27 protein-coding genes are annotated in these 25798 nt (G+C 72.7%); 16 read left to right on the top strand and 11 right to left on the bottom strand.

The genetic code is table 11. The features are described 5' to 3' along the window. Positions 1-188 precede the first annotated feature (188 nt). Positions 189-1085: an RNA polymerase sigma-70 factor gene (locus ACFZBP_RS13730; RefSeq protein WP_391412835.1), complete on the bottom strand. Its 897-nt coding sequence runs from the start codon at positions 1083-1085 to the stop codon at positions 189-191. Positions 1086-1253: 168 nt separating this feature from the next. Here ACFZBP_RS13730 and ACFZBP_RS13725 point away from each other — a divergent pair, with 168 nt between their 5' ends. Then, positions 1254-2165, top strand: coding sequence for a UTP--glucose-1-phosphate uridylyltransferase (locus ACFZBP_RS13725; RefSeq protein ID WP_383442306.1), 912 nt, complete (start codon positions 1254-1256; stop codon positions 2163-2165). 64 nt (positions 2166-2229) lie between these two features. On the opposite strand, the gene ACFZBP_RS13720 is transcribed toward ACFZBP_RS13725, so the two are convergent. From ACFZBP_RS13720 to ACFZBP_RS13700, 5 genes are read right to left on the bottom strand one after another with little or no spacing between them, the layout of a single operon-like run. Next, entirely contained in the window at positions 2230-3180 is a 951-nt protein-coding gene (locus tag ACFZBP_RS13720) for a hypothetical protein (RefSeq protein WP_391412833.1), read from the bottom strand. Next, entirely contained in the window at positions 3177-3662 is a 486-nt protein-coding gene (locus tag ACFZBP_RS13715; protein WP_391412830.1) for a hypothetical protein, read from the bottom strand. The genes ACFZBP_RS13720 and ACFZBP_RS13715 overlap by 4 nt, the downstream gene beginning before the upstream one ends. 3 nt (positions 3663-3665) lie before the next feature. After that, positions 3666-4892, bottom strand: coding sequence for a macrolide family glycosyltransferase (locus tag ACFZBP_RS13710; RefSeq protein WP_391412828.1), 1227 nt, complete (start codon positions 4890-4892; stop codon positions 3666-3668). Then, entirely contained in the window at positions 4889-5803 is a 915-nt protein-coding gene (locus ACFZBP_RS13705) for a patatin-like phospholipase family protein (protein WP_391412826.1), read from the bottom strand. The genes ACFZBP_RS13710 and ACFZBP_RS13705 overlap by 4 nt, the downstream gene beginning before the upstream one ends. A 15-nt stretch (positions 5804-5818) precedes the next feature. Next, positions 5819-6292, bottom strand: coding sequence for a carboxymuconolactone decarboxylase family protein (locus tag ACFZBP_RS13700; protein ID WP_391412824.1), 474 nt, complete (start codon positions 6290-6292; stop codon positions 5819-5821). 299 nt (positions 6293-6591) lie between these two features. Between ACFZBP_RS13700 and ACFZBP_RS13695 the strand changes: the two genes are divergently transcribed. Genes ACFZBP_RS13695 through ACFZBP_RS13675 form a run of 5 tightly spaced genes read left to right on the top strand, consistent with a single transcriptional unit; the run spans position 6592 to position 10447 of the window. Beyond that, positions 6592-6777 (top strand): hypothetical protein, encoded by a 186-nt coding sequence (locus ACFZBP_RS13695; protein WP_062715965.1) that lies wholly within the window; start codon positions 6592-6594, stop codon positions 6775-6777. Positions 6778-6802: 25 nt separating this feature from the next. Continuing rightward, entirely contained in the window at positions 6803-7513 is a 711-nt protein-coding gene (locus ACFZBP_RS13690; protein ID WP_391412822.1) for a hypothetical protein, read from the top strand. Beyond that, positions 7510-8454, top strand: a complete 945-nt coding sequence (locus ACFZBP_RS13685) for a DUF6895 family protein (protein ID WP_391412820.1) — start codon at positions 7510-7512, stop codon at positions 8452-8454. The genes ACFZBP_RS13690 and ACFZBP_RS13685 overlap by 4 nt, the downstream gene beginning before the upstream one ends. Beyond that, positions 8451-9371: a DUF6895 family protein gene (locus ACFZBP_RS13680; protein ID WP_391412818.1), complete on the top strand. Its 921-nt coding sequence runs from the start codon at positions 8451-8453 to the stop codon at positions 9369-9371. Before ACFZBP_RS13685 ends, ACFZBP_RS13680 begins: the two co-directional genes overlap by 4 nt. Further along, positions 9368-10447, top strand: a complete 1080-nt coding sequence (locus ACFZBP_RS13675; RefSeq protein WP_391412816.1) for a serine hydrolase — start codon at positions 9368-9370, stop codon at positions 10445-10447. Before ACFZBP_RS13680 ends, ACFZBP_RS13675 begins: the two co-directional genes overlap by 4 nt. Before the next feature lie 102 nt (positions 10448-10549). Here the strand turns inward: ACFZBP_RS13675 and ACFZBP_RS13670 are convergent, their stop codons facing one another. Then, the gene (locus ACFZBP_RS13670) at positions 10550-11926 is read right to left on the bottom strand and encodes an alpha-lytic protease prodomain-containing protein (RefSeq protein ID WP_391412813.1); all 1377 of its coding nucleotides are present in this window, start codon (positions 11924-11926) and stop codon (positions 10550-10552) included. A gap of 207 nt (positions 11927-12133) precedes the next feature. On the opposite strand from ACFZBP_RS13670, the gene ACFZBP_RS13665 reads away from it, so the two are divergent. From ACFZBP_RS13665 to ACFZBP_RS13635, 7 genes are all read left to right on the top strand, one after another. Further along, positions 12134-12583: a Fur family transcriptional regulator gene (locus ACFZBP_RS13665; protein ID WP_383442342.1), complete on the top strand. Its 450-nt coding sequence runs from the start codon at positions 12134-12136 to the stop codon at positions 12581-12583. A 24-nt stretch (positions 12584-12607) separates the two neighbouring features. Further along, entirely contained in the window at positions 12608-14818 is a 2211-nt protein-coding gene (katG, locus tag ACFZBP_RS13660) for a catalase/peroxidase HPI (protein ID WP_391412810.1), read from the top strand. A 252-nt stretch (positions 14819-15070) separates the two neighbouring features. Then, positions 15071-16177: an FAD-dependent oxidoreductase gene (locus tag ACFZBP_RS13655; protein WP_391412807.1), complete on the top strand. Its 1107-nt coding sequence runs from the start codon at positions 15071-15073 to the stop codon at positions 16175-16177. A gap of 176 nt (positions 16178-16353) precedes the next feature. Then, complete coding sequence (locus ACFZBP_RS13650) at positions 16354-17049, top strand: hypothetical protein (protein WP_383442353.1); 696 nt, start codon at positions 16354-16356, stop codon at positions 17047-17049. Beyond that, on the top strand, positions 17046-17333 hold the full coding sequence (locus ACFZBP_RS13645; RefSeq protein ID WP_391412805.1) for a BON domain-containing protein: 288 nt from the start codon (positions 17046-17048) through the stop codon (positions 17331-17333). Before ACFZBP_RS13650 ends, ACFZBP_RS13645 begins: the two co-directional genes overlap by 4 nt. Next, positions 17330-18052 (top strand): metallophosphoesterase, encoded by a 723-nt coding sequence (locus ACFZBP_RS13640; RefSeq protein ID WP_383442359.1) that lies wholly within the window; start codon positions 17330-17332, stop codon positions 18050-18052. The genes ACFZBP_RS13645 and ACFZBP_RS13640 overlap by 4 nt, the downstream gene beginning before the upstream one ends. 166 nt (positions 18053-18218) lie before the next feature. Then, positions 18219-18746, top strand: a complete 528-nt coding sequence (locus tag ACFZBP_RS13635) for a hypothetical protein (RefSeq protein ID WP_391413041.1) — start codon at positions 18219-18221, stop codon at positions 18744-18746. Positions 18747-18787: 41 nt separating this feature from the next. Here ACFZBP_RS13635 and ACFZBP_RS13630 read toward each other — a convergent pair whose 3' ends face one another. Beyond that, positions 18788-19351 (bottom strand): hemerythrin domain-containing protein, encoded by a 564-nt coding sequence (locus ACFZBP_RS13630; RefSeq protein WP_391412802.1) that lies wholly within the window; start codon positions 19349-19351, stop codon positions 18788-18790. A 376-nt stretch (positions 19352-19727) separates the two neighbouring features. On the opposite strand from ACFZBP_RS13630, the gene ACFZBP_RS13625 reads away from it, so the two are divergent. Beyond that, complete coding sequence (locus tag ACFZBP_RS13625) at positions 19728-20507, top strand: SDR family NAD(P)-dependent oxidoreductase (RefSeq protein WP_383442365.1); 780 nt, start codon at positions 19728-19730, stop codon at positions 20505-20507. Between the two features lie 35 nt (positions 20508-20542). Here ACFZBP_RS13625 and ACFZBP_RS13620 read toward each other — a convergent pair whose 3' ends face one another. Together ACFZBP_RS13620 and ACFZBP_RS13615 are read right to left on the bottom strand one after the other, a co-directional pair. Beyond that, a complete protein-coding gene (locus ACFZBP_RS13620; protein ID WP_391412798.1) occupies positions 20543-21115 on the bottom strand; it encodes a GNAT family N-acetyltransferase in 573 nt (190 codons plus the stop codon). A 29-nt stretch (positions 21116-21144) separates the two neighbouring features. Continuing rightward, on the bottom strand, positions 21145-21798 hold the full coding sequence (locus ACFZBP_RS13615; RefSeq protein ID WP_391412796.1) for a phosphoribosyltransferase family protein: 654 nt from the start codon (positions 21796-21798) through the stop codon (positions 21145-21147). A 147-nt stretch (positions 21799-21945) separates the two neighbouring features. Here ACFZBP_RS13615 and ACFZBP_RS13610 point away from each other — a divergent pair, with 147 nt between their 5' ends. Together ACFZBP_RS13610 and ACFZBP_RS13605 are read left to right on the top strand one after the other, a co-directional pair. Beyond that, the gene (locus ACFZBP_RS13610; protein ID WP_383442373.1) at positions 21946-22398 is read left to right on the top strand and encodes a YbhB/YbcL family Raf kinase inhibitor-like protein; all 453 of its coding nucleotides are present in this window, start codon (positions 21946-21948) and stop codon (positions 22396-22398) included. Between the two features lie 70 nt (positions 22399-22468). Next, positions 22469-22708: a hypothetical protein gene (locus ACFZBP_RS13605; protein ID WP_383442376.1), complete on the top strand. Its 240-nt coding sequence runs from the start codon at positions 22469-22471 to the stop codon at positions 22706-22708. Between the two features lie 61 nt (positions 22709-22769). On the opposite strand, the gene ACFZBP_RS13600 is transcribed toward ACFZBP_RS13605, so the two are convergent. Continuing rightward, positions 22770-25757 carry a glycosyl hydrolase 115 family protein gene (locus tag ACFZBP_RS13600; RefSeq protein WP_391412793.1) on the bottom strand — a complete coding sequence of 996 codons (2988 nt, stop codon included), beginning with the start codon at positions 25755-25757 and terminating at the stop codon, positions 22770-22772. Between the last annotated feature and the right edge of the window lie 41 nt (positions 25758-25798).

Below are 25798 nucleotides of genomic sequence, written 5' to 3'. Positions count from 1 at the left end.
TCGGAGAAAGATTCGGTCTGCACTAGAGAGACAGGACAGGGGCCCCGCCTGTGACAGGTGCCGCGCGGAGACTCGAAGAGGTCGTTCGACGAGCTTCCCCTCGGTCGAGACGTCCGCCATCAGCGCGGGGATCTCGTCCGGAACATCCGGGATGCTCTCGCGGGTGACAGCGACGACCCGGGGTGGGCTCAGTCGGTCAGCGACGCCACGTACGGTGCGAGCTTGTCCGGGTTCATGACCCACATGACGCGTTCGATGCCCCGGGCCGAGACGTCGACGCTGAGCAGGGCCACCGGGTCGCCCCCGGCCGTGACGAGGACGGCCGGCCTGCCGTTGGCCTCGACCCAGCGGACCTGCGTCGGCGGCCAGAACCGTGGCGCGAACGCGGCGAGGTACTTGGACACCCGCGGCCGCCCGACCACCGGGATCCTGGACGCCCCGCGCATCCCGTTGCCGTCGGTGTAGCTGACCACGTCGTCCGCGAGGACGCCCTCCAGCACCGCCAGGCTGCCGGTCCGGGCCGCGTCGAGGAACACCTTCAGCAGACGCCGGTGGACGCCGTCGCCGACCGGCTGCCTTCGCTCGGCCGCCAGGTGCTTGCGGGCACGGGTCACCAGCTGGCGCGTATGGGCCTCGTTCGTCTCCAGGATGTCCGCGATCCGCTTGTACGGGTAGTCGAAGGCCTCCCGCAGCACATAGGCGGCCCGTTCCACGGGGTTGAGCTTCTCGAGGAGCAGCAGCACCGCCAGGTCCAGCGCCTCGGCCCGTTCGGCGCCCAGCTGCGGATCCGCACGGGTGTCGACCGGCTCCGGCAGCCAGGGACCGGTGTACGACTCACGCCGCATCCTGGCCGACTGGGCGAGATTGATCGCCAGACGCGAGGTGACCGTCGCCAGGAACGCGGCCGGCTCCCTGATTCCCGCGCGGTCGGTGTTCTGCCACCGCACCCACGCCTCCTGGACGACGTCCTCGGCCTCCACGACACTGCCGAGGATCCGGTACGCGATACCGAACAGCTGGGGGCGCGCCGCCATGAAACGCTCCGCCGCCCGGTCGAGGGAGCCCTTGTCGTCCTCGGCGCGCATGAATGTCCTCCAGCCCTGAACGACCAGGCTACAAGCGGGCACGGCGGGGTCGTCGCCCCAGGTCCCCCAGGACCGCACCACCCCGAGGAGCCCCGCCGCAGGCGTTGGTAGCGTCGACCCTGCGCCGCGCCCGCCGGTCCGGTGCGCCTTTCGACCGAGAGAGATCTGATGTCCCCGACCATTCGCAGGGCCGTGATTCCCGCTGCCGGGCTCGGCTCCAGGCTGCTGCCGCTGACGAAGGCGACGCCGAAGGAGATGCTCCCGGTCGGTGACAAGCCGGTCATCGAGCACACCGTGCGGGAGCTGGTGGACTCCGGCATCACCGACATCACCATCGTGGTCTCCGGCGGCAAGAGCCTCATCCAGGACCACTTCCGGCCCAACCCCGCCCTCGTCGACCAGCTGCGCGCCGACGGCAAGACCGCCTACGCGGACGCTGTGGAGGAGGTCGCGGAACTGGCCCGCCAGGGCCACATCACCTACCTCGACCAGTACGGCCCCTACGGCAACGGCACCCCGGTGCTGAACGCCGCCCGCTCCTTCGGCGACGAGCCGGTCCTGGTGCTGTGGCCCGACGACGTCTTCGTCGCCGAGGTCCCGCGCGCCCAGCAGCTGATCCGCGCCTACGAGCTGACCGGCTGCCCGGTGCTGGCCCTGCTGCCGATGGACCCCACCGAGTCCCAGCGCTACGGCGTGCCCATCGTCAAGGAGGATCTCGGCGACGGCCAGCTGCGCATCACCGGTCTGGTCGAGAAGCCCGAGCCCGCCGCCGCCCCGTCGGCGTACGCGGCCATCGGCGGCTATGTCGTCACCCCCGGCATCATCGACGAACTGCGCGAGCAGACCCGTCGCTGGTACGAGCACCGGACCGGCGAGGTCTATCTGACCGACGCCATCAACGCCTACGCCGCCACCCGCGCCGTGTACGGGCAGGTCATCAAGGGCCGCTGGTACGACACCGGCAACCCGGCCGACTACCTGGTCGCCCAGATGGCGTCCGCCCTCGCCCACCCGGAGTACGGCCCGCTGCTGCGGGGCCTGGTCGCCGGCCTCGACGACGACCAGGCCGCGACCTCGTAGCGCCGCCATCTCATGGCACGCCGCCATCCCGTAGCGCGCCGCCATCTCGTGGCACGCCGAGCCCTCAGGGCGCCGGGCGGTCGGTGGCCGGGGCGGTCGTGGCCGCCTCGTCCTGCCGGGCCCGGATCAGCGTGATCACGGTGGCGGTCGTGCGGTCGAGGTGGCTGCGGCCGTCGGGCAGCCGTTCCTCCGGGCTGATGTAGCTGTGCGGGCCGAGATGGGTGGCCGGGTCCAGCCGGTGCACGGTGATCTTCCCGGCGCGGCGGGCCCGGTTCCACCCACTGCCGCGCAGCAGCCGCCACCGCCGCGGGAAGATCCAGGTGCCGACCCGCTCGATCCGGTCGTACGCGCTGGTGAGCTGGTGCACCCGCTCGGCATGGGTGAGGTCGTTGGCGCCGTTGTGGAACCCGCCGAGCGTGATCACCACCATCGGGCAGCGCAGCCGGGTGTGCAGCTCGTCCACCGCTCCCGTGGCGACCTGGGCGCCGCCGCTGTAGCTGAGCAGCACCACGGGGATGCCGCTGTCGGGCCGGTAGCCGGCCAGCTCCAGCTGGGTGGCGATCTGGGAGCCGACGGCCCGGTTGTACAGCGGGCGGTAGCGGTGGTCGGCGGCCACGAAGACCTGCATGACGTTGTGCAGGAACAGCAGCAGCCCGATGTGCCGGCGCAGCCATGCCCACACCGGCCGGTCCGCGAGCGGGTCGGCCAGCGGGGAGTAGGGCTGCACCTGCCCCAGTACCCGCAGCTCCGGCGCCCCGGCGAGCACGGCCCTCACCAGCTGGCCGCCGTCCCGGGTGTCCCGGACCCGGCGTTTGCCGATGCCGTCGAGATACACCAGGTAGGCGCCCGGGGGACGGTCGGCGGCGGCGCCCCGGGCGTAGGGCACGCCCTCGGGGAGCGCGGTCGTGGGGGAACGGAAGCCGGCGCTGTAGGCCAGCACCTCGTAGCGGGCCAGCAGGCCTTCGGCGAGCAGGACCGGCCCGAGCACACAGGCCCAGAACAGGAAGTCGTTCATGCGGTCGGCTCCGCTGTCCGGGGCGCGCTGATCCTCACGACCAGCCGCCGAACGGCTCCTACGGTGACCCCGAGCCCGACCCCGGCCACGGCCACGCAGCCGGCGGCGCCCCACCAGCCGAGTTCGGTCGCGTCCGCCAGCGGCCCGGCCAGGCCCGCCCCGACCCCGACGAAGAGCAGCAGATGCAGCAGCGGCCCGAGCAGCGGGAACGCGAGGACCGCGGCCAGCACGAGCGGCGCGACCAGGCCCGGCGTCCACTCCAGCCCGTCACCCTGCGGTGCGGGGGACACCAGGAGCTCGGCCAGGGTCCACGCGGTCAGCGGCCACAGGGCCAGTACGGCGGCCTCGACCAGGCCGGCGGCCAGCAGCAGCCCGGGCACGAGCCGCCGTGACATGCCGGGCCGGCGGGCCAGGAGTGGCAGGATTCGCCCGGCGGCCTCGGACAGTCCGGCGAACAGCAGCAGCACGACGACGAATGACATCGCTCAGCCCCGCTGCGACGGATCGACGGCGACCACCGCCGGACGGTCCGGGCCGCCGCCCCGTATGTACTGTTCGAGCTCGTCGGCGGCCCGCCGGTACCCGCCCGCTTCGCGCTGGGCGGCCTTCAGGGTGGCGGCGGCCGTCCGGAAGCCGGGCTCGTGCAGCAGACGCCGGGCGAGGGCGCGTACGGAGCCCTTCGCGACGTCCTCGGTAACGAGGGACAGACCGGCGCCGAGTTCGACGACGCGGGCGGCGGTCATCGGCTGGTCGGCGCCCTGCGGGACCACCAGCATCGGCACCCCCGCGTACATCGCCTCGTTCACGCTGTTCATCCCGCCGTGGGTGACGAACAGCGCCGCGCGGTCCAGGACTTCGAGCTGCGGCACGAACCGCAGGGGCAGCACGTTCGCCGGCAGCGGCCCCAGCGCGTCCGGGTCGGTCTGCCCGGTCGAGACGATCACGGTCCCGCCCAGCGGGGCGAGCGCGCTCGCGAACGTCCGCAGCAGTTTCGGGTCGGCGCCGAACACCGTGCCCAGCGAGGCGTACAGCACCGGGTCGTGGAGCCGGTCGGCCTGGAACGACGGGTCGGCCGGGCGGGCGCCGATGCTCGGGCCGACGAAACGGTAGGACGCGTCGAAGTCCTCGACGGCCGGCTGGAACGCCCGTGAGGTGTAGACCAGGTTGAGCGGCTGGCGGATGTTCAGCAGGTCGACCAGGGGCAGGCCGCGTGCGTCGAAGCGGCGCCGCAGCTCGCGGCGGGAGCGGACGTATCCCCGTACGCTGCGGGGCTGGCCCCACGCCCCGGCCAGCAGGTCCCAGGAGGCGCCGGTGGGGCTGGGGACGTGCCGGCCGAAGGCGAACGTGGTGAACGACGAGGCCGCCGGCACACCGAGTTCACGGGCGGCCACCGCGCCCCACGGACAGGAACTGTCGTGGACGATCAGGTCGGGCCGGTCCCGGCGCAGGTCGTCGAGCACGGTCGGCAGGAGCCGGACGGTGGTGCTCGCGAGCGACTCCAGCAGGGTGACGGGCGTCGGCGGATCGGGGAGCGGCTGCTCGCCCCCGGGGTAGAGCCGCACGGTCGCGCCGGTGGCCTCGATCTCCGCCCGGAACGCGGGCGAGGTGTGGTACGTGACCGTGTGGCCGCGCCGGACGAGCTCGGCCACCACCGGCAGGGTGGGGTTGACGTGCCCGTGCATGCCGATGTTGAGGAACGCGATGGTACTCACAGGCCGGCCTCCAGTGGGGAAGGGGAAGTCGACGTACCGCCCGGGCCCGCGGGCGTCGCCGAAGGGTCGTCGACCCGGTACAGGCCCGGCCCGCCGACGCGCGGCCCGTCCAGGAAGCGCCCGGCCGTCCGTGACGCGGTGCTGATCAGCCGCTGGGAGTGGCCGAAGTCCCACGGGGCGGGCCAGGCGTCGATGCCGGTGGGGAGCACCACCGTCGGGATGTGCCGGGCCACCTCGTGCAGGTCACGCTCGATCTGGTGGCGCAGCAACAGCATCCCGGCCCGCGCGGCGATCGCCCCGGCACTGCGGCGCTGCCCATGAGGCCGGGGCGGCGAGCTCTCCGGCCCGCTCGACACCACCACCACGCTCGCCGCACCGGCCCGCAGCGCGGCCAGCACCGGTACGTACGCGATCACTCCGCCGTCGACGAGCGTGCGGTCCGCGCGGTCCACCGGGGGCAGCATCCCGGGAATGGCCGCGCTGGCCGGCAGCGCCGACTCGAGGTCGCCGTGGTCGAGATGGGCCGCGGCGCCGGTGTCCAGGTCCATCGCCACCGCCGTGAACGGCACCGCCAACTCCTCGATCCGCGACGGCAGTTCGGCCCGTGCGATCAGTCGGCGCAGTCCGCGGTCGGTGAAGACGCTGCCCCGTGAGGTCACATGGCCGAGCGGGTACACCTCGCGACGGCGCAGCTGGGTCCACACATGGTCCAGCCACGGCTCGGCCCGGTCGGGGTGCGCGGCCGCGATGGCGCCGTCGAGGGCGCCCACCGAGGTCCCGATGATCATGTCCGGTCTGAATCCGCGCTCCTCCAGCGCGTATCCGACCCCCACGTGCGCCGCTCCGACCACCCCGCCGGCGCCCACCACGACGGCGACGGGACGGGGGAGGGAGGGCAACCCTGTCGCCATGACCCACCTGCCCGTTCAGCCGAACTGGCCGGGCTGGTAGTCCCCGGCGGGCTGCTGGTTGACGACGTTGACGCGGTTGTAGGCGTTGATGACGGCGAGCAGGGAGATCAGCGCCACGAGCTGGTCCTCGTCGAAGTGCTTGGCGGCGTCGCGCCAGGCCTCGTCGGTGACACCGCCCGCGGCGTCGGCGATCCGGGTGCCCTGTTCGGCCACCTCAAGCGCGGCGAGCTCGGCCTCCGTGAAGACCGTGGCCTCCCGCCAGGTCGCGACGAGGTGCAGACGCTGAGCGGTCTCCCCGGCGTGGGTCGCGTCCTTGGTGTGCATGTCGGTGCAGAAGCCGCAGCCGTTGATCTGGCTGGCGCGGATCTTCACCAGTTCCTGGACGGTTTCCGGCAGCGTGGAGTCCGAGACCAGCTTGCCGGCGGTGTTGAGGTGCCGGAGCACCTTGCCGGCGAGGGGGTGGCCGAAGTAGTCGAGACGCGGTTCCACGGTGATCTCCTTGCTGTGAGCGGGTTGCACCCAACTGACCGGGCGGACCCGCGATCTGTGACAGCGGGGCGTGTGTGAGTGGGTCTCAGGAGTGGTGCCCCCGCACCGCGACACCGGTCGTCGTCCAACGTGCCACCGGGGCAAGGGAGTTGATCAGGACGCCGGCCGCACGACGGCCAGGGAGGCGAGGAATGTTGAAGAAGGGACGTATGTCGCCTTCTGGTAAAAGATGCGGCTTTTGTGGCGATATGGTGGTCTGGGTTGTGGAGGCTATGGCTGACCCCAGAGGAGATGGTGATATGCCTTCCGTTGACAAGGCGATCGAAGAGATCACCCACGTCCGGACCGACCTAGAAGCGGCACTTGACCCCGCCGAGCCCGACGGTGTCTACCGCGACAGCCGGGAGTGCGCCGCCCTGGCGCTGCTCTCCGCGGACACCAAGCTGCTGCTGTCCCCGCCGACCCCTCGCCCCAAGAAGGGCTGAGCGGACCCCCGAACGGGAGCAGTGAATGGAGCAGTCAGGCACTTCGGCCCTCTTGCAGGGCGCTGTGCAGGACCTTGCGACCGACGTGGTCTCCGCCCTCCGGGGCGGAGACCACGTGCGCATGTCCGACACAGCCCGGGCGGACGACCCGGAGGGCAGCTTCGCCCTCGCGGCGGTACGCGTGCTGGGAGCAGACCTTCTGCTGCCGCACGTCCTCTTCCCGACTCCGCCCGGCCCAGGAGCACTTACCGCGTTCCGGAACACGGTGGAGGCCTTTCCACCGCGTGCCGACGCGGCACCCACCGTCAGATGGAGCCACTGGGCCATGAGGCGCACCCTGCTGCGGTTCGACTCGGCCCCGGCCGGCCCATCCGGAACGGACGACCTCACGGAACCCGACGCCGCCTGGCTCGACGCGGCGACCTGGCAGGTTCTGACCCACCAACTCGCCGTCCTGGCCCCCCTCGCCGTGCCCGGCGACGACTGCGCGGTCGCCCGCGCCGCCCGGCGCCGGCCGGTCGACGTGGCCCGCGGCTTCGTACGGGCGGTGCGCCGCAGGGACTGGCAGCAGGCGGCCGGCGCGGGACGCTGGCTGACCCTCATCGAAGAGGTCCCGGACACCCTCGGCCTGGAAGCGGGCCTGGACTTCGTGGAACTGATGGGCGGCAACGACCCCCGGGTCGCCCTCCAGGTACAGGCGGCGCGGGTCGTGCGGGCGGCCGGAGCCCTCGTATGACGGCCCTCGACATCGGCGGGATCCGGGACGTCGGGACCGCCGCGTTCGCCTGGCTGTCCGCACACCGCGAGGACTTCGCGCTCGGCGAGGACGCGCTCACCGCGGACGGCCAGGTGGACGCCACCTGGAAACCCCTCGGGGAACTCGCCCAGACCTGTGCGAGCGTCCGCGCGCACAGCCCGCCCTGGGACCCGCTGCACGCGTGCGCCGCGGACCTGCTGCGGTTCGCCTGGCAGCAGACGGGCCGGGGCGAACTGTTCCGCCACCTCCAGCGGTTGGAGCCGTTCGCGACGTACCCGCTGGAGGTCTACTCCGTCTTCGCGTCGGCCGGACTGCGGCACCCCGGATACGAGGCCGCCGCCGCGACGACGGCCCGCACCCGGGGCTGGCGGCTCACCGAGCAGGACCCGACCCGCCGGCTGGGGGTGCTGAAGGCCGAGCGGCGCAGCGGCATCCACCGTCCGGAGCAGGACGAACCGACACTGCGCCGCACCTGGCTGGGCGGCCTGCCGGAACCCTGGACGTTCGAGCGCTCCTCGGGATACGCGCTCACCCACGTCGTCTTCCACCTCACCGACTGGGGCCGCGACCCCGAGGGCGTCCCCACCGACCTGGCCGCCTACCTGGCGCACTGGCTGCCGGCCTGGCTCGACACCTGCCTGGACGCCGGTATGTGGGACCTCGGCTGTGAACTGCTGGTCGTGGCCGCGAGCCTGCCTGCCCCGCCCGACCCCGCGACCCTCCAGGACTCCTGGACCCGGATCGCGCGGGCGCAGCTCGACTCCGGCGCGCTCCCGCAGCAGGCGGCCTTCCAGCAGGAGGCCGGAGCGGACACCGAGCCGGGCTTCCTGCACTGCTACCACTCCACGCTCATGGCCGCCTTCGCCGCGGCACAGACCGTCACCTGCCTGAGCCGCGAGGCCGAAGGAGTGCCCGGATGACCGACACCCGTCTGATGCACACCGTCGGCGTGCGCGCCCTGGAGTGGCTGTGGGCCCATCGCGACGGATTCCGTCTGGAACCCGACGTCGACCCGGAAGTCGGCTTCCTGGAGCGCTTCAAACCGGTCGGCGAACTGGCCCTCATCTGCCGGGTGCTCTTCCGTGAGGGCGTGGCCGGCTCCCGGCAGGCCGACCTGGCGCGCAAGCTCCTCGACCACACCTGGCGGCACACCCTGGACGGCGGCCGCATGCTGGTGCGCGGCCAGCGCATCGAACCGCTCTCGCCGATCCCCTTCGAGGTCTACCTGCCCTACAAGGAACTGGGGTACAACGAACCCGAGGTGGAGCGCGCCACCGTCCTCTACCACCGGACGCGCAGCTGGGCCGCCCTCGAACTGGACCCGACCCGGCGCCTCGGGCTCTCCGCGTTCCAGCGCCGCTTCGGCCTCACGCCCTCCACGCCCGAGGCGGACATCGTCGGCTCCACCTGGCTCGGCCGCACTCCCGAGCCCTGGACGGTCAGCGGGCACATCGCCTACGACGTCACCCACACGGTGTTCCACCTCACCGACTGGGGCGAGCACCCGGGCGGCCTGCCGCCGGACATCGCCGACTACCTCGCCATGTGGCTGCCGGTCTGGATCGACGACTGGCTGGACCTGAGGCGCTGGGACCTGCTCGGCGAACTCCTCGTCGTGGACGCCTGTCTGTCCCGCCCCACCCTCGACGAACGGGCCTGGGAGGGCTTCGCCGCCGCACAGCAGGCCGACGGCGCCATGCCCGCCGTACGCGAGATGCCGCAGGGCGAGCCGGACGAGCTGTTCGACATGATCTACCACCCGACGCTGGTCGCGGCCTTCGCCTCCGTGCTGGCGACCTCCCGCGCCCTGACCGAACTGACCCAGGTCGCCTCGTGAGCGGCCCGCCCCTGCCCTGGCCGGGCATCGCCGACGACACCGAGCAGGCCCGGCCGGGCGGCCCGCCAGCCGCCGACGCCACCCTCAGGGAGCGTCTGGAGCGCGCCGTCGACGCCGTCGACGCACCCGACGCCGTCTTCGCGGTCTCCCGGCACGGCCGACGCACACTGCACTGCGGCGGCACCGCCGCGCCCCCGCCGGTCGCCCGGGAGGACCTGCGCTACGAGATCGGCTCGGCCACGAAGACGTTCACCGGACTGCTGCTGGCCCACCTCGTCCAGCGCGGCCCGCTGACCGGCGGCGAGTCGGCCGCCGCCTGCCTGGCACCGGGCCGGCGCACCGACACGGCGCCCGTGACGCTGGCCCACCTCATCACCCACACGGCCGGACTGCCCGGCCTGCCTCCCGACTTCTACGTACGGGCGCTGCCCGCCTGGCGCACCAACCCCTACGGCCGCTATCCGGCCGAACGGGTGACCGAGGCCTTCCTGCGGCACCGCCCGCGGCACCGGCCCGGCACCCGGTGGCACTACTCCAACTTCGGCGTCGCCGTACTCGGCCACGCCCTCGCGGCGGCGACCGGCACGGACTGGGAGGAACTCCTCGCCGCACAGCTGCTGCGCCCGCTCGGCCTCAGCGGTACGGCCCTGCGCGCGGAGGACCCGAAGACCGACGCCGTCGGGCACGGCAAGGACGGGCAGAGCACCGCCCTCCCCTTCGACGCGGGCGGCTTCGCGGCGGCCGGTGCCGTCCGCGCCACCCCGCACGACCTGCTCACGTTCCTCGAAGCCCACCTCGACCCGGCCGGCACCCCGTGCGCCGACGCGCTGCGGGCGGTGCGCACACCGGTCCTGCGGCGCGGCCTCGGCCACCGGCACGTGCACACGACGGCCTGGTTCCGGCACCCCACGGACGGCGGGCCGATGTACTTCCACAGTGGTGCCACCCTCGGCCAGCAGGCCTTCCTGGGCTTCAGGCCCGACACGGGCACGGCCCTGGTCGCGCTGTGCACCCGCCGCTTCCGCGCCCACGACCCGTTCGTCGCCACCGCGTACGCGTTCCTGGCGGAGGCGTAGCGACGGGGAGTGCAGGGGCGGGTCGAGTGGGGGGGGGGGGGGGGGGGGGGGGGGGGGGGGCCCCCCCCCCCCCCCCCACGCCGTACGACTTCCTCGACCCGCTTACACCTTCTGCCACAGCGCCGGAGTGGCGAGCGGCGACCATCTGCCCTGCGCCTGGTGCGTCAGGAGGCACTGGTAGCGGACGCCCGCGTGGGTCACCGTGGCGCCGGCCTCGTAGACCCGGTCCGCGGTCCAGGTGTCGGCGGCCCCGTTGTCCTGCGGAGCGGGAGCGCCCTTCTGGGCCGCCGCGGTCTTCAGGACCAGGCCGAAGTCGCTGAGGATCGGATTGATCGGCTGGTAGAAGGTGGTGCCGCCGTCCGTGCAGTCACCCGAGCCGCCCGAGGTCACGCCCTGGGCCTGGGACCCCGAGAGGTACGGGCCGCCGGAGTCACCGGGCTCGGCGCACACCGTCGTCTCGGTGACGCCGTCCACGGTGCCCTGGGAGTAACTGACACTCGTGTCGTGCTGCTCGATGGTGCCGCAGTGCCATCCGGTGGTGGAGCCGGAGCGGCAGATCGACGCCCCGACGAGCGCCTGGACCGAGCCGGTGACCTGGGTGCGCTCGCCGTCCTCGCCGTCCACGTCGGCCGTGGCGGTCCAGTCGCCGTTGACGCCGACCCAGGACATGTCCTTGCCGGGGAAGGTGGAGGCCTGGAACGTGCCCTGCTCGGCCATGTTGGAGCCGGTGGTCGAGTCGCCCCGGTCGCCGCAGTGGCCCGCCGAGGCGAAGCCCTGCTGGTCGCCCTTGGTGACGGAGAACCCGATGGAGCAGCGTGCGGTGCCCTCGATGTAGTAGGCCTCGCCGCCGACCAGGTCCGCCAGCAGCCGGGGCCGCTGCGCCGACACCCGGATCCCGACGCCCTCGTCCGCGACGCCGGCGGCCTTGATGAAGGCGGTGGCCGCCGACTGCTTGGTCGCCTGGACGACGACCCGGTTCGTCGGCACGTCGACGTACCAGACCGGTGTCTCACGCGTCTTGACCCGGGTGGCCGCCTTGTCCAGCTTCTCCTTGACGGCCCGCAGCTCGCCCAGCGTCCGCTTGACGACCGCGGCCTTCGCGCCCTGGGCCTGGATGACGGACACGTCGGAGGCCCGCGTGGTCGCGACGGTGAGCTCAGCGGCGGTCGTCCCCCGCAGCCAGGCCCCCGCGAAGCGCTCGCCCAGCGAGTTGCGCAGGCGACCGGCGCGTACGCCCGCCTCCGCCTCGTTGACCAGCCGGTCGGCCGCCTGTCCCGGCTTCAGCTTGAGGTCTCGCTCCAGTGCCCGCAGCACCGCCTTGGACGGCCGGTCGGCACCGAGGGTCTGCGCGGCGGTGGACGCGGGCACCGGCGCGGGGGGCGGCCCGGCCGCCGCGGCCGAGGTGACGCCGCTGAGGACGAGGGCGCCGAAGACGGTCAGGGCGGTGCGGCGGCCAGCCGCGGTATGTCTGCCGAGCATGCGATGTACCTCCATCGAGTACAGGGGATTGCGACCACTCCAGGCCTTGACAGAAAGGGATGACTCGATGTCGGAAAAGATGATTTTTCGCGCTTTGGGAGGTGCAGGCAGGGGCAAGTGCGTCGACGGAAGGGGACCGTGGGGCCGCCAAAGCTTCATCGTTCGTTTTCTTGAATCATTCGTGTTTAGCAAGGTAGGTTGTCCGTCATGACCGCATCCCAGACTCCGACCCCCGCCGAGGAGCTCCGCGGTGCCGGCCTGCGGGTGACGGCTGCGCGAGTCGCGCTGCTGGAATCCGTCCGGGCCGGTGACCACCTCGGCGTCGAGGCCATCGCCTCGGGGGTGCGTGATCGCGTAGGTCATGTCTCCCTGCAAGCGGTGTACGAGGGCCTCCACGCACTCACCGCGGCGGGACTCATCAGGCGTATCGAGCCGGCCGGCAGCCCGGCCCGCTTCGAGGGGCGGATCGGCGACAACCACCACCACATCGTGTGCCGGTCGTGCGGTGTCGTCGCCGACGTCGACTGCGAGGTCGGCGAGGCGCCCTGTCTGACCGCGTCCGACGACCACGGCTTCGCCATCGACGAGGCCGAGGTCATCTACTGGGGCCTGTGCCCCGACTGTTCCACCGCCAACAGTGCGCCCCCAGCACTGTGATCCACCTAGTCCGGAAGGTTTCCCATGGCTGAGAACCCCGATGCGATCGTCACCGACGCGAAGGCGGAGGGCACCGGCGGCTGCCCCGTCGCGCACGATCGCGCCCCCCACCCGACGCAGGGCGGCGGCAACCGTCAGTGGTGGCCGGAGCGGCTCAATCTGAAGATTCTCGCCAAGGACCCCGTCGTGGCGAACCCGCTCGGCGCGGAGTTCGACTACGCCGAGGCGTTCCAGGCCCTCGACCTGGCGGCCGTCAAACGGGACATCGCCGAGGTGCTGACCACCTCGCAGGACTGGTGGCCGGCCGACTTCGGCAACTACGGCCCGCTGATGGTCCGCATGGCCTGGCACAGCGCCGGCACCTACCGCATCAGCGACGGCCGCGGCGGTGGCGGCCGTGGCCAGCAGCGCTTCGCGCCGCTGAACAGCTGGCCGGACAACGGCAACCTGGACAAGGCCCGCCGTCTGCTGTGGCCGGTCAAGAAGAAGTACGGCCAGTCCATCTCCTGGGCCGACCTCATGATTCTCACCGGTAACGTCGCCCTGGAGACCATGGGCTTCGAGACCTTCGGCTTCGGCGGCGGCCGTGCCGACGTCTGGGAGGCCGACGAGGACGTCTACTGGGGTCCCGAGACCACCTGGCTCGACGACCAGCGCTACACCGGCGACCGCGAGCTGGAGAACCCGCTCGGCGCCGTCCAGATGGGCCTGATCTACGTCAACCCCGAGGGCCCGAACGGCAACCCGGACCCGATCGCCGCGGCCCGCGACATCCGCGAGACGTTCCGCCGGATGGCGATGAACGACGAGGAGACCGTCGCCCTCATCGCCGGTGGCCACACCTTCGGCAAGACCCACGGCGCCGGCCCGGCCGACCACGTGGGCAACGACCCCGAGGCCGCCTCCATGGAGGAGCAGGGCCTGGGCTGGAAGTCCACCTACGGCTCCGGCAAGGCCGGTGACGCCATCACCTCCGGCCTCGAGGTGACCTGGACCACCAAGCCCACCCAGTGGAGCAACGACTTCTTCGACATCCTCTTCGGCTACGAGTGGGAGCTGACCCAGAGCCCCGCCGGCGCCAACCAGTGGGTGGCCAAGGACGCCGAGGCGATCATCCCCGACGCCCACAGCGACTCCAAGAAGCTGCCGACGATGCTCACCACCGACCTCTCGCTGCGCTTCGACCCGATCTACGGGCCGATCTCCAAGCGCTTCCACGAGAACCCGGCCGAGTTCGCGGACGCCTTCGCCCGCGCCTGGTACAAGCTGACCCACCGTGACCTGGGCCCGAAGTCCCTGTACCTCGGCCCGGAGGTCCCGGCGGAGACGCTGCTGTGGCAGGACCCGCTGCCGCAGGCCGAGGGGGAGGCCATCGACGTCGCCGACGTGACGGCGCTCAAGGCCAAGCTGCTCGCCTCGGGCCTAACGGTCTCGCAGCTCGTGTCCACCGCCTGGGCGTCGGCCTCGACGTTCCGCGGCAGCGACAAGCGCGGCGGTGCCAACGGCGCCCGTATCCGCCTGGAGCCGCAGCGCGGCTGGGAGGTCAACGACCCGGACGAGCTCGCCCAGGTCCTGCGCGTCCTCGAGGGCGTCCAGGCCGAGTTCAACTCCGGCGCCAAGAAGGTCTCCCTGGCCGACCTGATCGTCCTCGGCGGTGCCGCCGCGGTCGAGAAGGCTGCCAAGGACGCCGGGTTCGACGTGACGGTCCCCGTCACCACGGGCCGCGTGGACGCCACCGAGGAGCACACCGACCCCGAGTCCTTCGCCGCGCTGGAGCCGACCGCGGACGGCTTCCGCAACTACCTCGGCAAGGGCAACCGCCTGCCGGCCGAGTACCTGCTGCTCGACCGCGCCAACCTGCTCACCCTGAGCGCCCCCGAGCTGACCGTCCTCGTCGGCGGCCTGCGCGTCCTCGGCGCCAACCAGGGCGGCTCGCAGCACGGTGTCTTCACCGAGACCCCGGGCAAGCTGACCAACGACTTCTTCGTCAACCTGCTCGACCTGGGCACGACCTGGAAGTCCACGTCCGCCGACCAGACCACGTTCGAGGGCCGTGACGCCTCCGGTGAGGTCAAGTGGACCGGCACCCGTGCCGACCTGGTCTTCGGCTCCAACTCCGAGCTGCGCGCCCTCGCCGAGGTCTACGCGAGCGACGACGCGAAGGCGAAGTTCGTGAACGACTTCGTCGCGGCGTGGACCAAGGTCATGGACCTGGACCGGTTCGACCTCGTCTGATCCGCGTCTGATCCACCCCGCACCGAACGTCCAGGCCGGCCCCCACGGGCCGGCCTGGACGTCTTTCGCCGTGCCCCGGCACCGCACGGCGCGCACCCTTCACACAACGCACACCGAGCCCCATCAATTCTTTATGTTTCAAGCGCTAGGCTCGCCGAAAGGGGAGTGGCCAGAGGTGGCCGAGTGGCCGGATGCGGCCCGCCCGCCGCGCCACTCGCCCCTCCTTCCCCCCACCTGCACAGGAGACCCGGCGTGCTCGACGGCGACGTAGTGGTGATCGGCGGCGGCTACGCCGGCGTCCGTCTCGCGAAGCGACTGGACACCACGGCACGGGTCACGCTGGTGGACCGCAAGGATGTCTTCTTCCACCGCATCGCCTCCCTGCGCGCCGGCGTGCGCCGTGAGTGGTCGCACGCCGCGTTCATCCCGTACGACCGCCTGCTGCGCAACGGCCGAGTGGCCGTCGGCAAGGCCGTCCGCATCGACACCACCGAGCGTCAGGTCGTCCTCGCGACCGGCGAGCGGCTCCCGTACGACGTCCTGGTGATCGCGACCGGCGCCGACTACCCCGAACCGGCCCGCTTCGCCGGCACCACCGCCGAGGAGGCCGCGAAGGCCTTCGCCACGCACCAGCAGCACATCGCCACCGCCGAACACGTCCTGATCGTCGGCGGCGGCCCCTCCGGGGTCGAACTCAGCGCCGAGATCCGCCTCGCCCGTCCGGACGCCCGGGTCACCCTCGCCCACTCCGGGCCCGAACTGCTGCACGCCACGGGCAGCGTGCGGGCCGGCCGCAAGGCGCGCGGCTGGCTGGAGGCGCACGACGTCGACGTGTGGCTGGACGCCTTCATGTCCCCCGGCAACGACTTCGGCACCTACCGCGACGCCCGCGGCAACGTCATCGAGGCCGACCGCTCCTTCTGGGCGACCGGCACCACGCCCAACACGCTCTGGCTGCGGCTGGCCGGGCACGGCGACTGGCTGAACGCGTCCGGCCATGTGAAGGTCGACCAGGCCCTGCGGGTCCAGGGATGGCTGGACGTGTTCGCGGTCGGCGACGTCAACGACGCCACCGAGGTCAAGATCACCCCGGCCGCGCTCGCCCAGGCCGACCTGGCCGCCCACAACATCCGCGCCTACCTGAACAGCGCCGGGAAGCACCGCAAGGAGCCCCGCTTCTACCGGCCGGTCCACCGCACCCCGCTCATCGTCCCGTTCGGCCCCGCCGACGGCGTGACGATGCTGCCGGTGCCGGGCGGCGAGACCGCGGTCCTCGGCGGCCGCACCACCACCCTTGCCAAGGCGAAGCACCTCATGACGCCCTACATGAGGCGCCAGCTCGGCTACACGGCGGCGTAGGCGCTCCGCCGGCGGGGTCGTGGTCGCCCTGGGGCGCGTCGTTCGACCGCGGCGCCGTCGGGGGCCGGTCGCGCAGTTCCCCGCGCTCCTTCGGGGCGCGGGGTCGAAACCGTGCCAGGCGGGTACTCGGGGCCTTCACCGAGCCCCGGCCGGACCGGGTGGGGAACGGAGGCGTGATGACGAGGAACCGGGAGGACACGGCGCCCGCTCGGCAGCCCGGATTTCCCGAGCTGCGCCCGGTCGGGAACGGCCCCGTCGAGCCGACCGCGCGGGAACCGCGCCCGCTGAACAGCCAGGAACTGCCCCGGGACCGCAGCCAGGCGATCCTGGAGGCCGCCAAGCAGATCGGCGCGCTGCTGAAACGCGGCGGGCACACCTTCGCCCTGGGCGGCAGCGTGGCCGTGTACGCCCACGGCGGCAGCGGGCACCTCCAGCACGACGCCGACTTCTGCGTGCGCCGCTCCGACGCCGAAGCGGTGGCCGGCACACTGGCCGAAGCCGGCCTCACGGTCCGTGTGCCGCCGGAGGACTGGCTGATGAAGACCACGTGCCTCGGCCAGGAGGTCGACCTCCTGTTCGAGATGGCCCACCGCCCCGTCACCACCGACCTCCTGGCCCGGGCACAGGAGATCCCCGTCGACTCGGTGCTCATGCCCGTACTGGCGCCCACCGATCTCATGCGCGGGCTGATCCAGGCGTTCTCCGAGCACTACTGCGACTTCGGGCCGGTGCTCGCCGCGGCCCGGGCGCTGCGCGAGAAGGTCGACTGGGAGGACGTACGACGCTCCTGCGGGGACGAGCCGATGCCCGCCGCGTTCTTCTTCCTCCTGGAGCGGCTGAACGTGATCTCCGCACGGGAGGAGCAGCGATGAGCGGCCCCGGCACCCGGCCCGCCCAGGGCACGGGCGGCGCGCGGAACCTGGACTACCTCGTGGCCCATCTCACCGACCACCTGGCCGCCGGGCCCCTCGGTGAGCTGGGCGTGCGCATCGAGATCCGCGGTGAGGCGATCCTGCTGACCGGCACCGTGCCCTCCGCCCAGTGCCGCGACGACGTCCTGCGCAGCGCCCGCGCGGAGCTGCCGGGACACCCCGTCCACTGCGACCTCGTGGTCGCGGACAACGCGGCGCCCGACCATGCCGAGGAGGTCGAATGATCCGCATCGCGGCCGTCGGGGACATCCACATGGGCCCGGAGAGCCAGGGCGCGCTCCGTCCCTCGTTCGAGACCCTGCACGAGAGCGCCGACGTCCTGCTGCTCGCCGGGGACCTCACCCGGCACGGCACCGTCGAGGAGGCCCAGGTCGTCGCACGGGAGATCAAGGACCTCGCGGTCCCTGTGGTCGCGGTCCTCGGCAACCACGACCACCACGCCGACTGCCCCGAGGAGGTCACCGCCGTCCTCCAGGACGCGGGCGCCCGGGTCCTCGAAGGCCAGGCCACCGTCGTGGACAACGGCGGCGCGCGCATCGGCGTGGCCGGCACCAAGGGCTTCGGCGGCGGGTTCGTGGGCCGCTGCGCCGGCGAGTTCGGCGAGCCGATCATGCGGGAGTTCGTCCGGTACTCACGCCACCGCGCGGACACCCTGCGGGCCTCCCTGGAGGAGCTGCGGGACCAGGACTGCGACGTACGCGTCGCCCTCACCCACTTCTCCCCGGTGCCGGACACCCTGGCCGGCGAACCCCCCGAGATCTACCCGTTCCTCGGCAGCTACCTGCTGGCCGAGGCCATCGACACGGCGGGCGCCGACCTCGCCGTCCACGGCCACGCCCATCTCGGCACCGAGCACGGCATGACCAGCGGCGGAGTGAAGGTCCGCAACGTCGCCCAGCCGGTGATCGGCCGGGCGTTCCACGTCTACCACCTGGCGGGCTGAACCCGCCCCGCCGACGTGGGGCGGGCGCGCGCGAGGTGTGAGCGGGGGTGGGCGGGGTGTGGGCGAAGCCACGTCGTCCGCGACCCCTGAGGCATGTCGGCCGGACGGGGTGCCGGGCTACCGTTTGAGGGATTCCGTGCCCGCCAGTACCTCGGACGGCCCCGCAGTGCTCGCAGACCTCTCCCCGCTCATCGCGGCGACCACCCAGTGGCTGACGCGTTCCTACCCGGCGTGCGGCGGCGCGCTCGCCGCCGCGCTGGGCGAGGTGCAGGCCCGCCAGGCCGTCACGGTCGCGGCGTGGCTGCGCTACCCCACGCCGACGGACGCCGCCCTGGTCGGGATGGCCGGGCCCGGCGGCTCGGCCGCGCTGGACTGGCTCACCGGCGCGGACGCGACCGCGCACGACGAGACGGACGACTTCGCCTGGCGCACCTGGGTGGACGAGGTCGTCGCCAGCTGGGCGGCCTGTCTGCTCACCGACGACGCACTGGCCCGGCTGGCGGTCGCCGCGATCGCCGACGGCGGTCACGCGACCGGCGTGCCGGTCCAGTTCCGCCGTCTGGTGTCGCCCGACGCCCGGGACCGCCAGGCCGCGGCCCTCCTGCGCCACCCGGACCTCCTCGCCCCCGTGGCCGGCCTGCACCGCCCCGCACTGCACGAACGCCTCGACCCGGGCCGGGCGCTCATCGCCTGAGCCCTGCCCGGCTCCGGGTCCCGGGGGCGTACGCCGAGGGGTCAGTCCTCCTTGCCGCGCCCCGTCAGCGCGTCCCGCAGCCGGTCGACGAGGCCGGCGCCCGGCGCCAGCAGCTTGTTGGCAGGCGGCTTGTCCGGGGCGGACGGGTGCGGGCGGGTCGGCGCCATCTTCTTCGCCTGACGCACCTTGTCACCCAGGGCGTCGAGCGCCTCCGGGGGGCAGGCGGCGCGCAGGTTGGGGAAGAGGTTCTGCTCCTCGTCGGCGATGTGCGAGCGGACCTCCGTCATCAGCATCCCGATCAGCCGGTCGAACTCGGCGTCGTCGGCGTCGCACCCCTCCAGGTCCTTCATGATCTGCTCGGCCTTGGAGTGGTCCTCGATCTCCCGGTCGGCGATGGCGTCGCCGCCCGTCACGTGCTCCCGCACGGCCGGGTACAGGTACATCTCCTCGGCCACCGAGTGCCGCACCAGCTCCATCGTGACCTGGTCGGCGACCAGCTTGCGGTCCTTGTCGCCGTACGGAAGCGCCTCGATCCGGCCGAACATCTCCTCCACCTCGCGGTGATCGGTCACCAGCTCGTCGATGACGTTTCCACCATGACCCATGGTCTCCACCTCCAGAACGGGGCGGCGGCCCGGACGGACCCGCCGCGGCCCCCGAGTGCCCGCACACGACGGGCTCACACGAGGGGCGGCGGAAAGAGCGGGCGGTGCGCAGGTGCCCATACCGGTCCGAGCCGAGTTCTCTGCCGAACGCCCGGAACCCGGTGCGTTCGGCCCCCGGCGCCCGTCCCGTCGGAGCGGCGGGGGCGCTTGCTCGGCTGGTCGGTCTTCGGCCACGAGGCCGGCCGCACGCGCGCTCACCTGCCGGAGGCGGACGAGGACCGGTGAGCCGGACCCCTACGCCGCGGCAGGTCCTGGGGCCCACACCGGTGTGAGAGGGCGTTCCCCCGGCGACAGCGCCCCGCACTAGGGTGCGGGTATGACGTCGCAGGGATATCTCTCCGAACTGTTCTCGCTGGAAGGCCGGGTGGCCGTCGTGACCGGGGGCAGCTCCGGGATCGGCCGGGCCATTACCGAGGCCCTCGCTCGCGCGGGTGCGAGTGTGGTGGTCGTGGCCCGCAGGGAGGCGGAACTGGCCGCCACGGTCGGGGAGTTGGAGGCCGAGGGCGGCCGGGCGGCCTGGGTGAGTGCCGACCTCGGTACGCGTGACGGGGTGCGGGCGGCGGCCGAGGGGGCTGTGAAGGCGTTCGGTGAGCCCGACATCCTCGTCAACTGCGCCGGGATCAACCTGCGGCCGCCGATCGGCGAGCTGGGCGAGGACGTCTGGGACACCACGATGGCCGTGAACCTGGAGGCTCCCCATCTGCTGGGGCAGCGGTTCGGACCCGGCATGGCCGAGCGGGGCTTCGGACGGATCATCCACATCACCTCCCAGCAGGCGCACCGGGCGTTCGTCCAGAGCGGCGCCTACGGCGTGTCCAAGGGCGCGCTGGAGTCGCTGGCCCGCTCCCAGGCCGAGGCCTGGTCGCCGTACGGCGTCACCTGCAACACGCTCGTGCCGGGCTTCGTCATGACGCCCCTCAACACGCGTCTGTCGTCCGACCCCGAGAAGGTGGCGGCGCTCGCCGCCCGCACGATGGTCGGGCGCAACGGCCTGGCCGAGGACTTCGCCGGCGCGGCGGTGTTCCTCGCGAGCCGGGCCTCCGCCTACGTCACCGGGCAGTCGATCTTCGTGGACGGCGGCTTCTCGGTGCACTGAGCAGGCAGGCGGCCCCGCACCCTGCGCCCGATCCGTCAGCGCAGATCGAGCCGCATCAGGATCCGGGGGTGACCGGCCAGCACGGAGGTGGTGTCGGCGGCGTGGACGAAGCCGGCCCGTTCGAAGTTCTTGCGGATCCCGGCGTAGGCCATCGTCAGGTCGACCCGGGCGTCCCCGTTGTCCAAGGGGTACGCCTCGACCGCCGGCGCACCGCGATCGCGGGCGAAGTCGACCGCGCCGGCGATGAGGGCGTGCGTGATGCCCTGCTTGCGGTGGCCCGGGCGGACGCGGACGCACCACAGCGACCACACCGGCAGGTCGTCGACGTGCGGGATCTTGCGGTTGCGCGCGAAGGACGTGGCCGAACGCGGCGCCACCGCGGCCCAGCCGACCGGTTCGTCACCGTCGTAGGCGATCACTCCCGGAGGCGGATCGGCACGGCACAGTTCGGCCACGTACGCGCCGCGGGCCGGCCCCTGGAGCTCCTTGTTCAGCTTCGACGGGATGCGGTGGCCCAGACACCAACACACGCTGGCCGTGGGCGACTTCGGGCCGACCACCGCACGGACGTCCTCGAAGACCGAAGCCGGACGAACTTCTATGACCATGGCCCCACCCTGGCACGGGAATCGAGGCATCAGGCCGTGGCGTGGAACGCCTGGAGCGTCTCGGCGGCCCGGGCCTCGGGGATCCGGCCGAAGTCCTCGTACCACTCACCGACCGCGTGGAGGGACGGGGGCTGTTCGAGGCAGACCAGGTCGTCGCACTCGGGGCGGAGCGCCGCCGTCGTGCGGGGGCTGCCGACGGGGACGGCGAGGATGAGGCGGGCCGGTCCGTGGCGGCGCAGGAAGCGGAGCGCCGCCGTGGCGGTGAGGCCGGTGGTCAGGCCGTCGTCGACCAGGACGACCGTGCGGGCCGTGATGGACGGGAGCGGGCGGTGGCCGCGGTAGGCGCACTCACGGCGGTGCAGCTCGCCCCGCTCGCGGGCGACGACGTCGCCGAGCCGGTCCTCGGACAGATGCATCATCGCCAGGCTCTGCCGGTCGTACAGCGGCGGATCGTCCGCGACGATCGCCCCGATCGTCGTCTCCGGCCGGATCGGCGTGGCGATCTCGCTCGCGACCAGCACGTCCAGCGGGGCACGCAGCGCACGGGCCACCTCGGCGGCGACGGGCACCCCGCCGGGCGGCAGGGCCAGCACGAGCAGATTGACCAGGTCACCGGCGTCGGCCCACTCCACCAGCCGCAGGGCGAGCTCCTGCCCGGCGTGAGTACGGTCGCGGAATGCCACGGCGCCCTCCTCCCTCGAAGGTCGGCGCAGGCGCCGAGTTCCCGGCGGGCGGACGACGAAACGGGGCCCGGCGGCGACCGCGAAGGGCGCGCCCGGGCCGGTCCGGCGTCGCGTGTGGCCCGCGTCCGGGTGGGTACTGCGGCGCGCATGACCGACATCGAACTCAAGAGCTCCGCGTTCCACGACCACGAGATGATCCCGCGCAGGCACGCCTGGGAGGGCGAGAACCTCTCCCCGCCCCTGGCCTGGTCCGGAGTGCCCGACGAGGCGGTGGAGCTGGCCCTGCTGTGCGAGGACCCGGACGCGCCGTCGGGGACGTTCGTGCACTGGCTGGTCACCGGCATCGACCCGCACGCGGACGGACTGCCCGCCGGCCGGACCACCCCGGGCAGTCACCCGCACACCAACGGCTTCGGGGAATCCGGCTGGGCCGGCCCGCTGCCCCCGGTGGGCGACGACGCGCACCGGTACTTCTTCCGCCTGTACGCCCTCGGCGGCCCCGTCTCCCTCCCGGAGGCCCCCACCGCCGTCGAAGCCCACAGGGTGCTCGACGAGCAGCAACTGGCCAGCGGAACCCTCGTCGGTCTCTACCAGCGCTGAGCACCGATCCGGGCCTGTTCGCCCGGTGCGCCGGGCTGCGTTCCGGCCGCGCAGAGCGCATGGTGGTGTCATGAGCACGCGTCCCCCCGTGGTGGTGCTGCCGCCGGCGTCGGACGGCGGGCGTCAGGTGACGATCCGCGGCGAGCCGACCGGCACCGCGTACAACCTGTTCGACGTCATGGACCTGGTGCACCGCGCGGGCCTGCCCGGCAAGGACCGGGCCGTCGACGACCCCGAACTGATCGAGTGGCGCGGCGGCGGACCCTACGACTGGAACGCCCCGGAGCCGCCCGATACTCCGAACGGGTGAACGCGCACGACGCCACCCGAACGGCAGCACCACCTCACGGCGGACACACCGGCAGGGCCGTTCAGTAGGACCGCGGAGCCGCCGCCCGGTCCGGGTCCGGGTTGAACTCCGCGTGGTAGCTCTCCGGTGGCGCGAGATAGCTGACCGGCAGCCCGCCGGTGTCGATGACGATCTGGTCCACCGCGATGCCCGGGTCGACCATGAAGATCCGCAGGACATGCTCACCGGGCTCGTCCACCGTCACCCTGGCGGTCAGCTTCTCGACACCGTCCTCCACGTTGCGGGCCCAGGCGTCGCCCCTGTTGCCGGTGGCGACGGACTGGCCGGCGAGGACGGTGGCGGGCTGTTCGTCGAGGGCGACGGCCAGCCGGCGGTGGCCGCGCTCGTCGAGGGACGGCAGCCGGAAGACGGTGACCGGGAAGGAGCCCGCGCCGTCGAAGCGCACCCGGTACCGCAACTCCGGCGCCCTGGTGGCGAAGTCGGCGGTCACCGGAGCCACTGTCGTCGGCACCGCCTCCAGCGCGCCCGTACGGCGGCCCAGCCCGCGCACCTCACGCCAGCCCGCCCCGCCGCGCGCCACCCGGCGCTCGGTGTGCACCGCGTCGATCGAGACGTACCCGTGGGCCGCCACGAACCCGCGCGCCCGCCGCCGCGCCCGCTCACCGTCATTGACCACCCACAACGGCACCTCGATCCGCTGCCCGGCCCCGCTGACGGCGACGGTGGCGTCGTCGTACGTCCCCTCGGGCATCCGCGCCCAGTCGATCTCCACCCACACCCGCGTCTGCTCGGTGAGAGAGCCTTGCGCCGCGCTCAGCAGCACCCACGGGTGGCTCGCCTCGGCCGTCCAGTCGAGTGGCAGGAAACCGGTGTTGAAGACGTCGAGGAAGCGTCGGTCGCGGGTGTAGGAGGAGAAGGACAGCGGCCGGCCCGCCCCGGTCTCGTTGCCCTCGGCCGCCACGCCCAGCCCCGAGGCCTCCTGCCGGGCGATCCGCGTGACGGCCGGGCGGCCCGGCGCCTTGGGGATCTGGGACGGGTACGGGTTGACGATCCCGTCCCACTTCCCGCCCGCCACCTGGGTGTTGTACCGCCTGGTGAGCGCCGCCTCCTCGGCGTGGGCCGCCTCCGCCAGGTCGGCGAAGCGGTTCGTCCCGGCCCCGCGTCCCTGCCGCACCGCGAGCGCGTTGCGGTCCGCCCAGTAGTACTTCAGGTTCATCAGGTACGCCCCGTGCACCGGGTACTCGACCAGCTCGAAGAAGGCGTCCCGGTACTGCTCGGGCACCTCGGCCCCCACTGCCCGAACCTGCGCGAGCAGTCGCTCGTACGCGACCAGGCGGCGGCCCGCCTCGTCGCCGTGGTGGATCACGGAGAACACCCCGGGGTCGATGAACTCCGGGCGCCGCTCGGCCGCGAGCCGGTAGTACTCGGTGCGGATCGCGGCGATCTCCCGGCCGTACCGCCGACCGAACTGCCGCCCCGACCACTCGGCCAGGAAGTCGCCCACGTCCTCGGCGCCCCACCGGTCCACGTCCCAGGCCATGTCCATGCTGAACGACAGACCGGTCTCGATCGACTTGACGTCACCGACGTTGAAGATCCACATCCGGTCGACGCCGTGCTCGTACACCCGCCGCAACTCCTGCCAGACCTTGGCGAGTTGGGTGGTGTCCAGCCACAGATAGCTCTTCGGACGGCCCCAGTAGGACAGGTGGTAGTAGATGCCGTTGCCGCCGGCCCGGGCCCGCTCGGCGTCGTTCGGAAGCTGGCGCATGTTGCCGTGGTTGTCGTCCGGCCAGATCAGCGTGATGTCGTCGGGGACCCGGACGCCCGCGTTGTACAGCTCCAGGACCTCCTTGTACGGGATGAAGATCTGCGGCTCGGCCGCCGCCCCGACCTCCTCGGCGAGGATGCGGCGCTGGTCGGCGATGATGTCGTTCATCACCGCGACCTTCTCCGGGATCGTCGTGGCGTACTTCGTCTCCAGCGCGCTGTCGTGCAGCCCGCGCATCCCGATCGTCCAGCTGCTCTCGTACGACGCGTTCTGTCTGGCCCGGGCTCTCCAGTAGTCGGAGATGACGGCCGGGTTCACCGTGTAGTCGTACACCGGCGGGGTGCCGTCCGCGCCGGGATGCTCCTTCGCCCACGGCTCCCACTCGTGGACGCCGTTGCGCAGCAGGGCCTCGGGGTGGCTGGAGCCGACGACGATGCCGTAGCGGTCGGCGAGTTCGGGGTTCTCGCGGTGCTTGTTGAAGAAGTCGGAGTACGGATGCATCGCCGGCCACAGGTAGTTGGCCTTGAGTCGGAGCAGCAGCTCGAAGACGCGTTTGTAGGTCTCGGGGCCGATGTTCTTGTCCGGCTCCTGGGTGCGGTGCGACCAAGTGGTCAGGTTCTGCTCGTCGTTGATGAAGACGCCCCGGTAGCGGACCGAGGGCTCGTACCGCTTGAGCGGGCCCGCGGGCACGGTCACGGTCTCCCGTCGGGGGACGGGGACGTCGGCCCACCAGTACCAGGGGGAGACCCCGATGCGCTCCGAGGTGTCGTAGACGCCGTAGACCGTGCCGCGCCGGTCGCTGCCCGCGATCACCAGGGCCCGCTCGACGCCGGGCAGCGGCCGCTCCACGACCTGCGTCACGGACGCCTCCCAGCGTCCCTTCACCCGGGAGACGTCCAGCCGCCCCTGGGTGACGAGCCGGTCGACCACCGGACTGGCGCCCAGGGTGCCCACGAGCACGAGGCCCGCCGCTGCCGTCTGCGGCACTGTGTGTCGCAGCACCGGCCGGACCCCGCTGACCCGCTCGAGGTCCGCCTGGAGGTCACCGGCCGCGCGGATCACGGCGGGGTCGTCCGCCGCGTCGACGTACAGCTCGACGGCGGTGCCGCCCCGGACCAGCGGGAAGTCGGGCCGGTCCGACGCGGCCCGGGCGGCCGTGGGGAGGACGCCGGGGAGCAGCGGGGCGGCTCCGGCCGCGGCCATCCCGCGCAGGAAGGACTTGCGGGTCCAGGGCCGGGAGGGGAGGGAGAAGGGGTGGGGCGTGTCGTGATGCGGCACGTGACGCTTCCTTTCCGCGCATGACTGGGGGCGTGGTGCGA

Origin of the sequence: Streptomyces sp. NPDC008086, assembly GCF_042957325.1 — a bacterium.
Taxonomy (GTDB): domain Bacteria; phylum Actinomycetota; class Actinomycetes; order Streptomycetales; family Streptomycetaceae; genus Streptomyces.
This window is presented reverse-complemented; position numbering and strand designations above follow the sequence as displayed.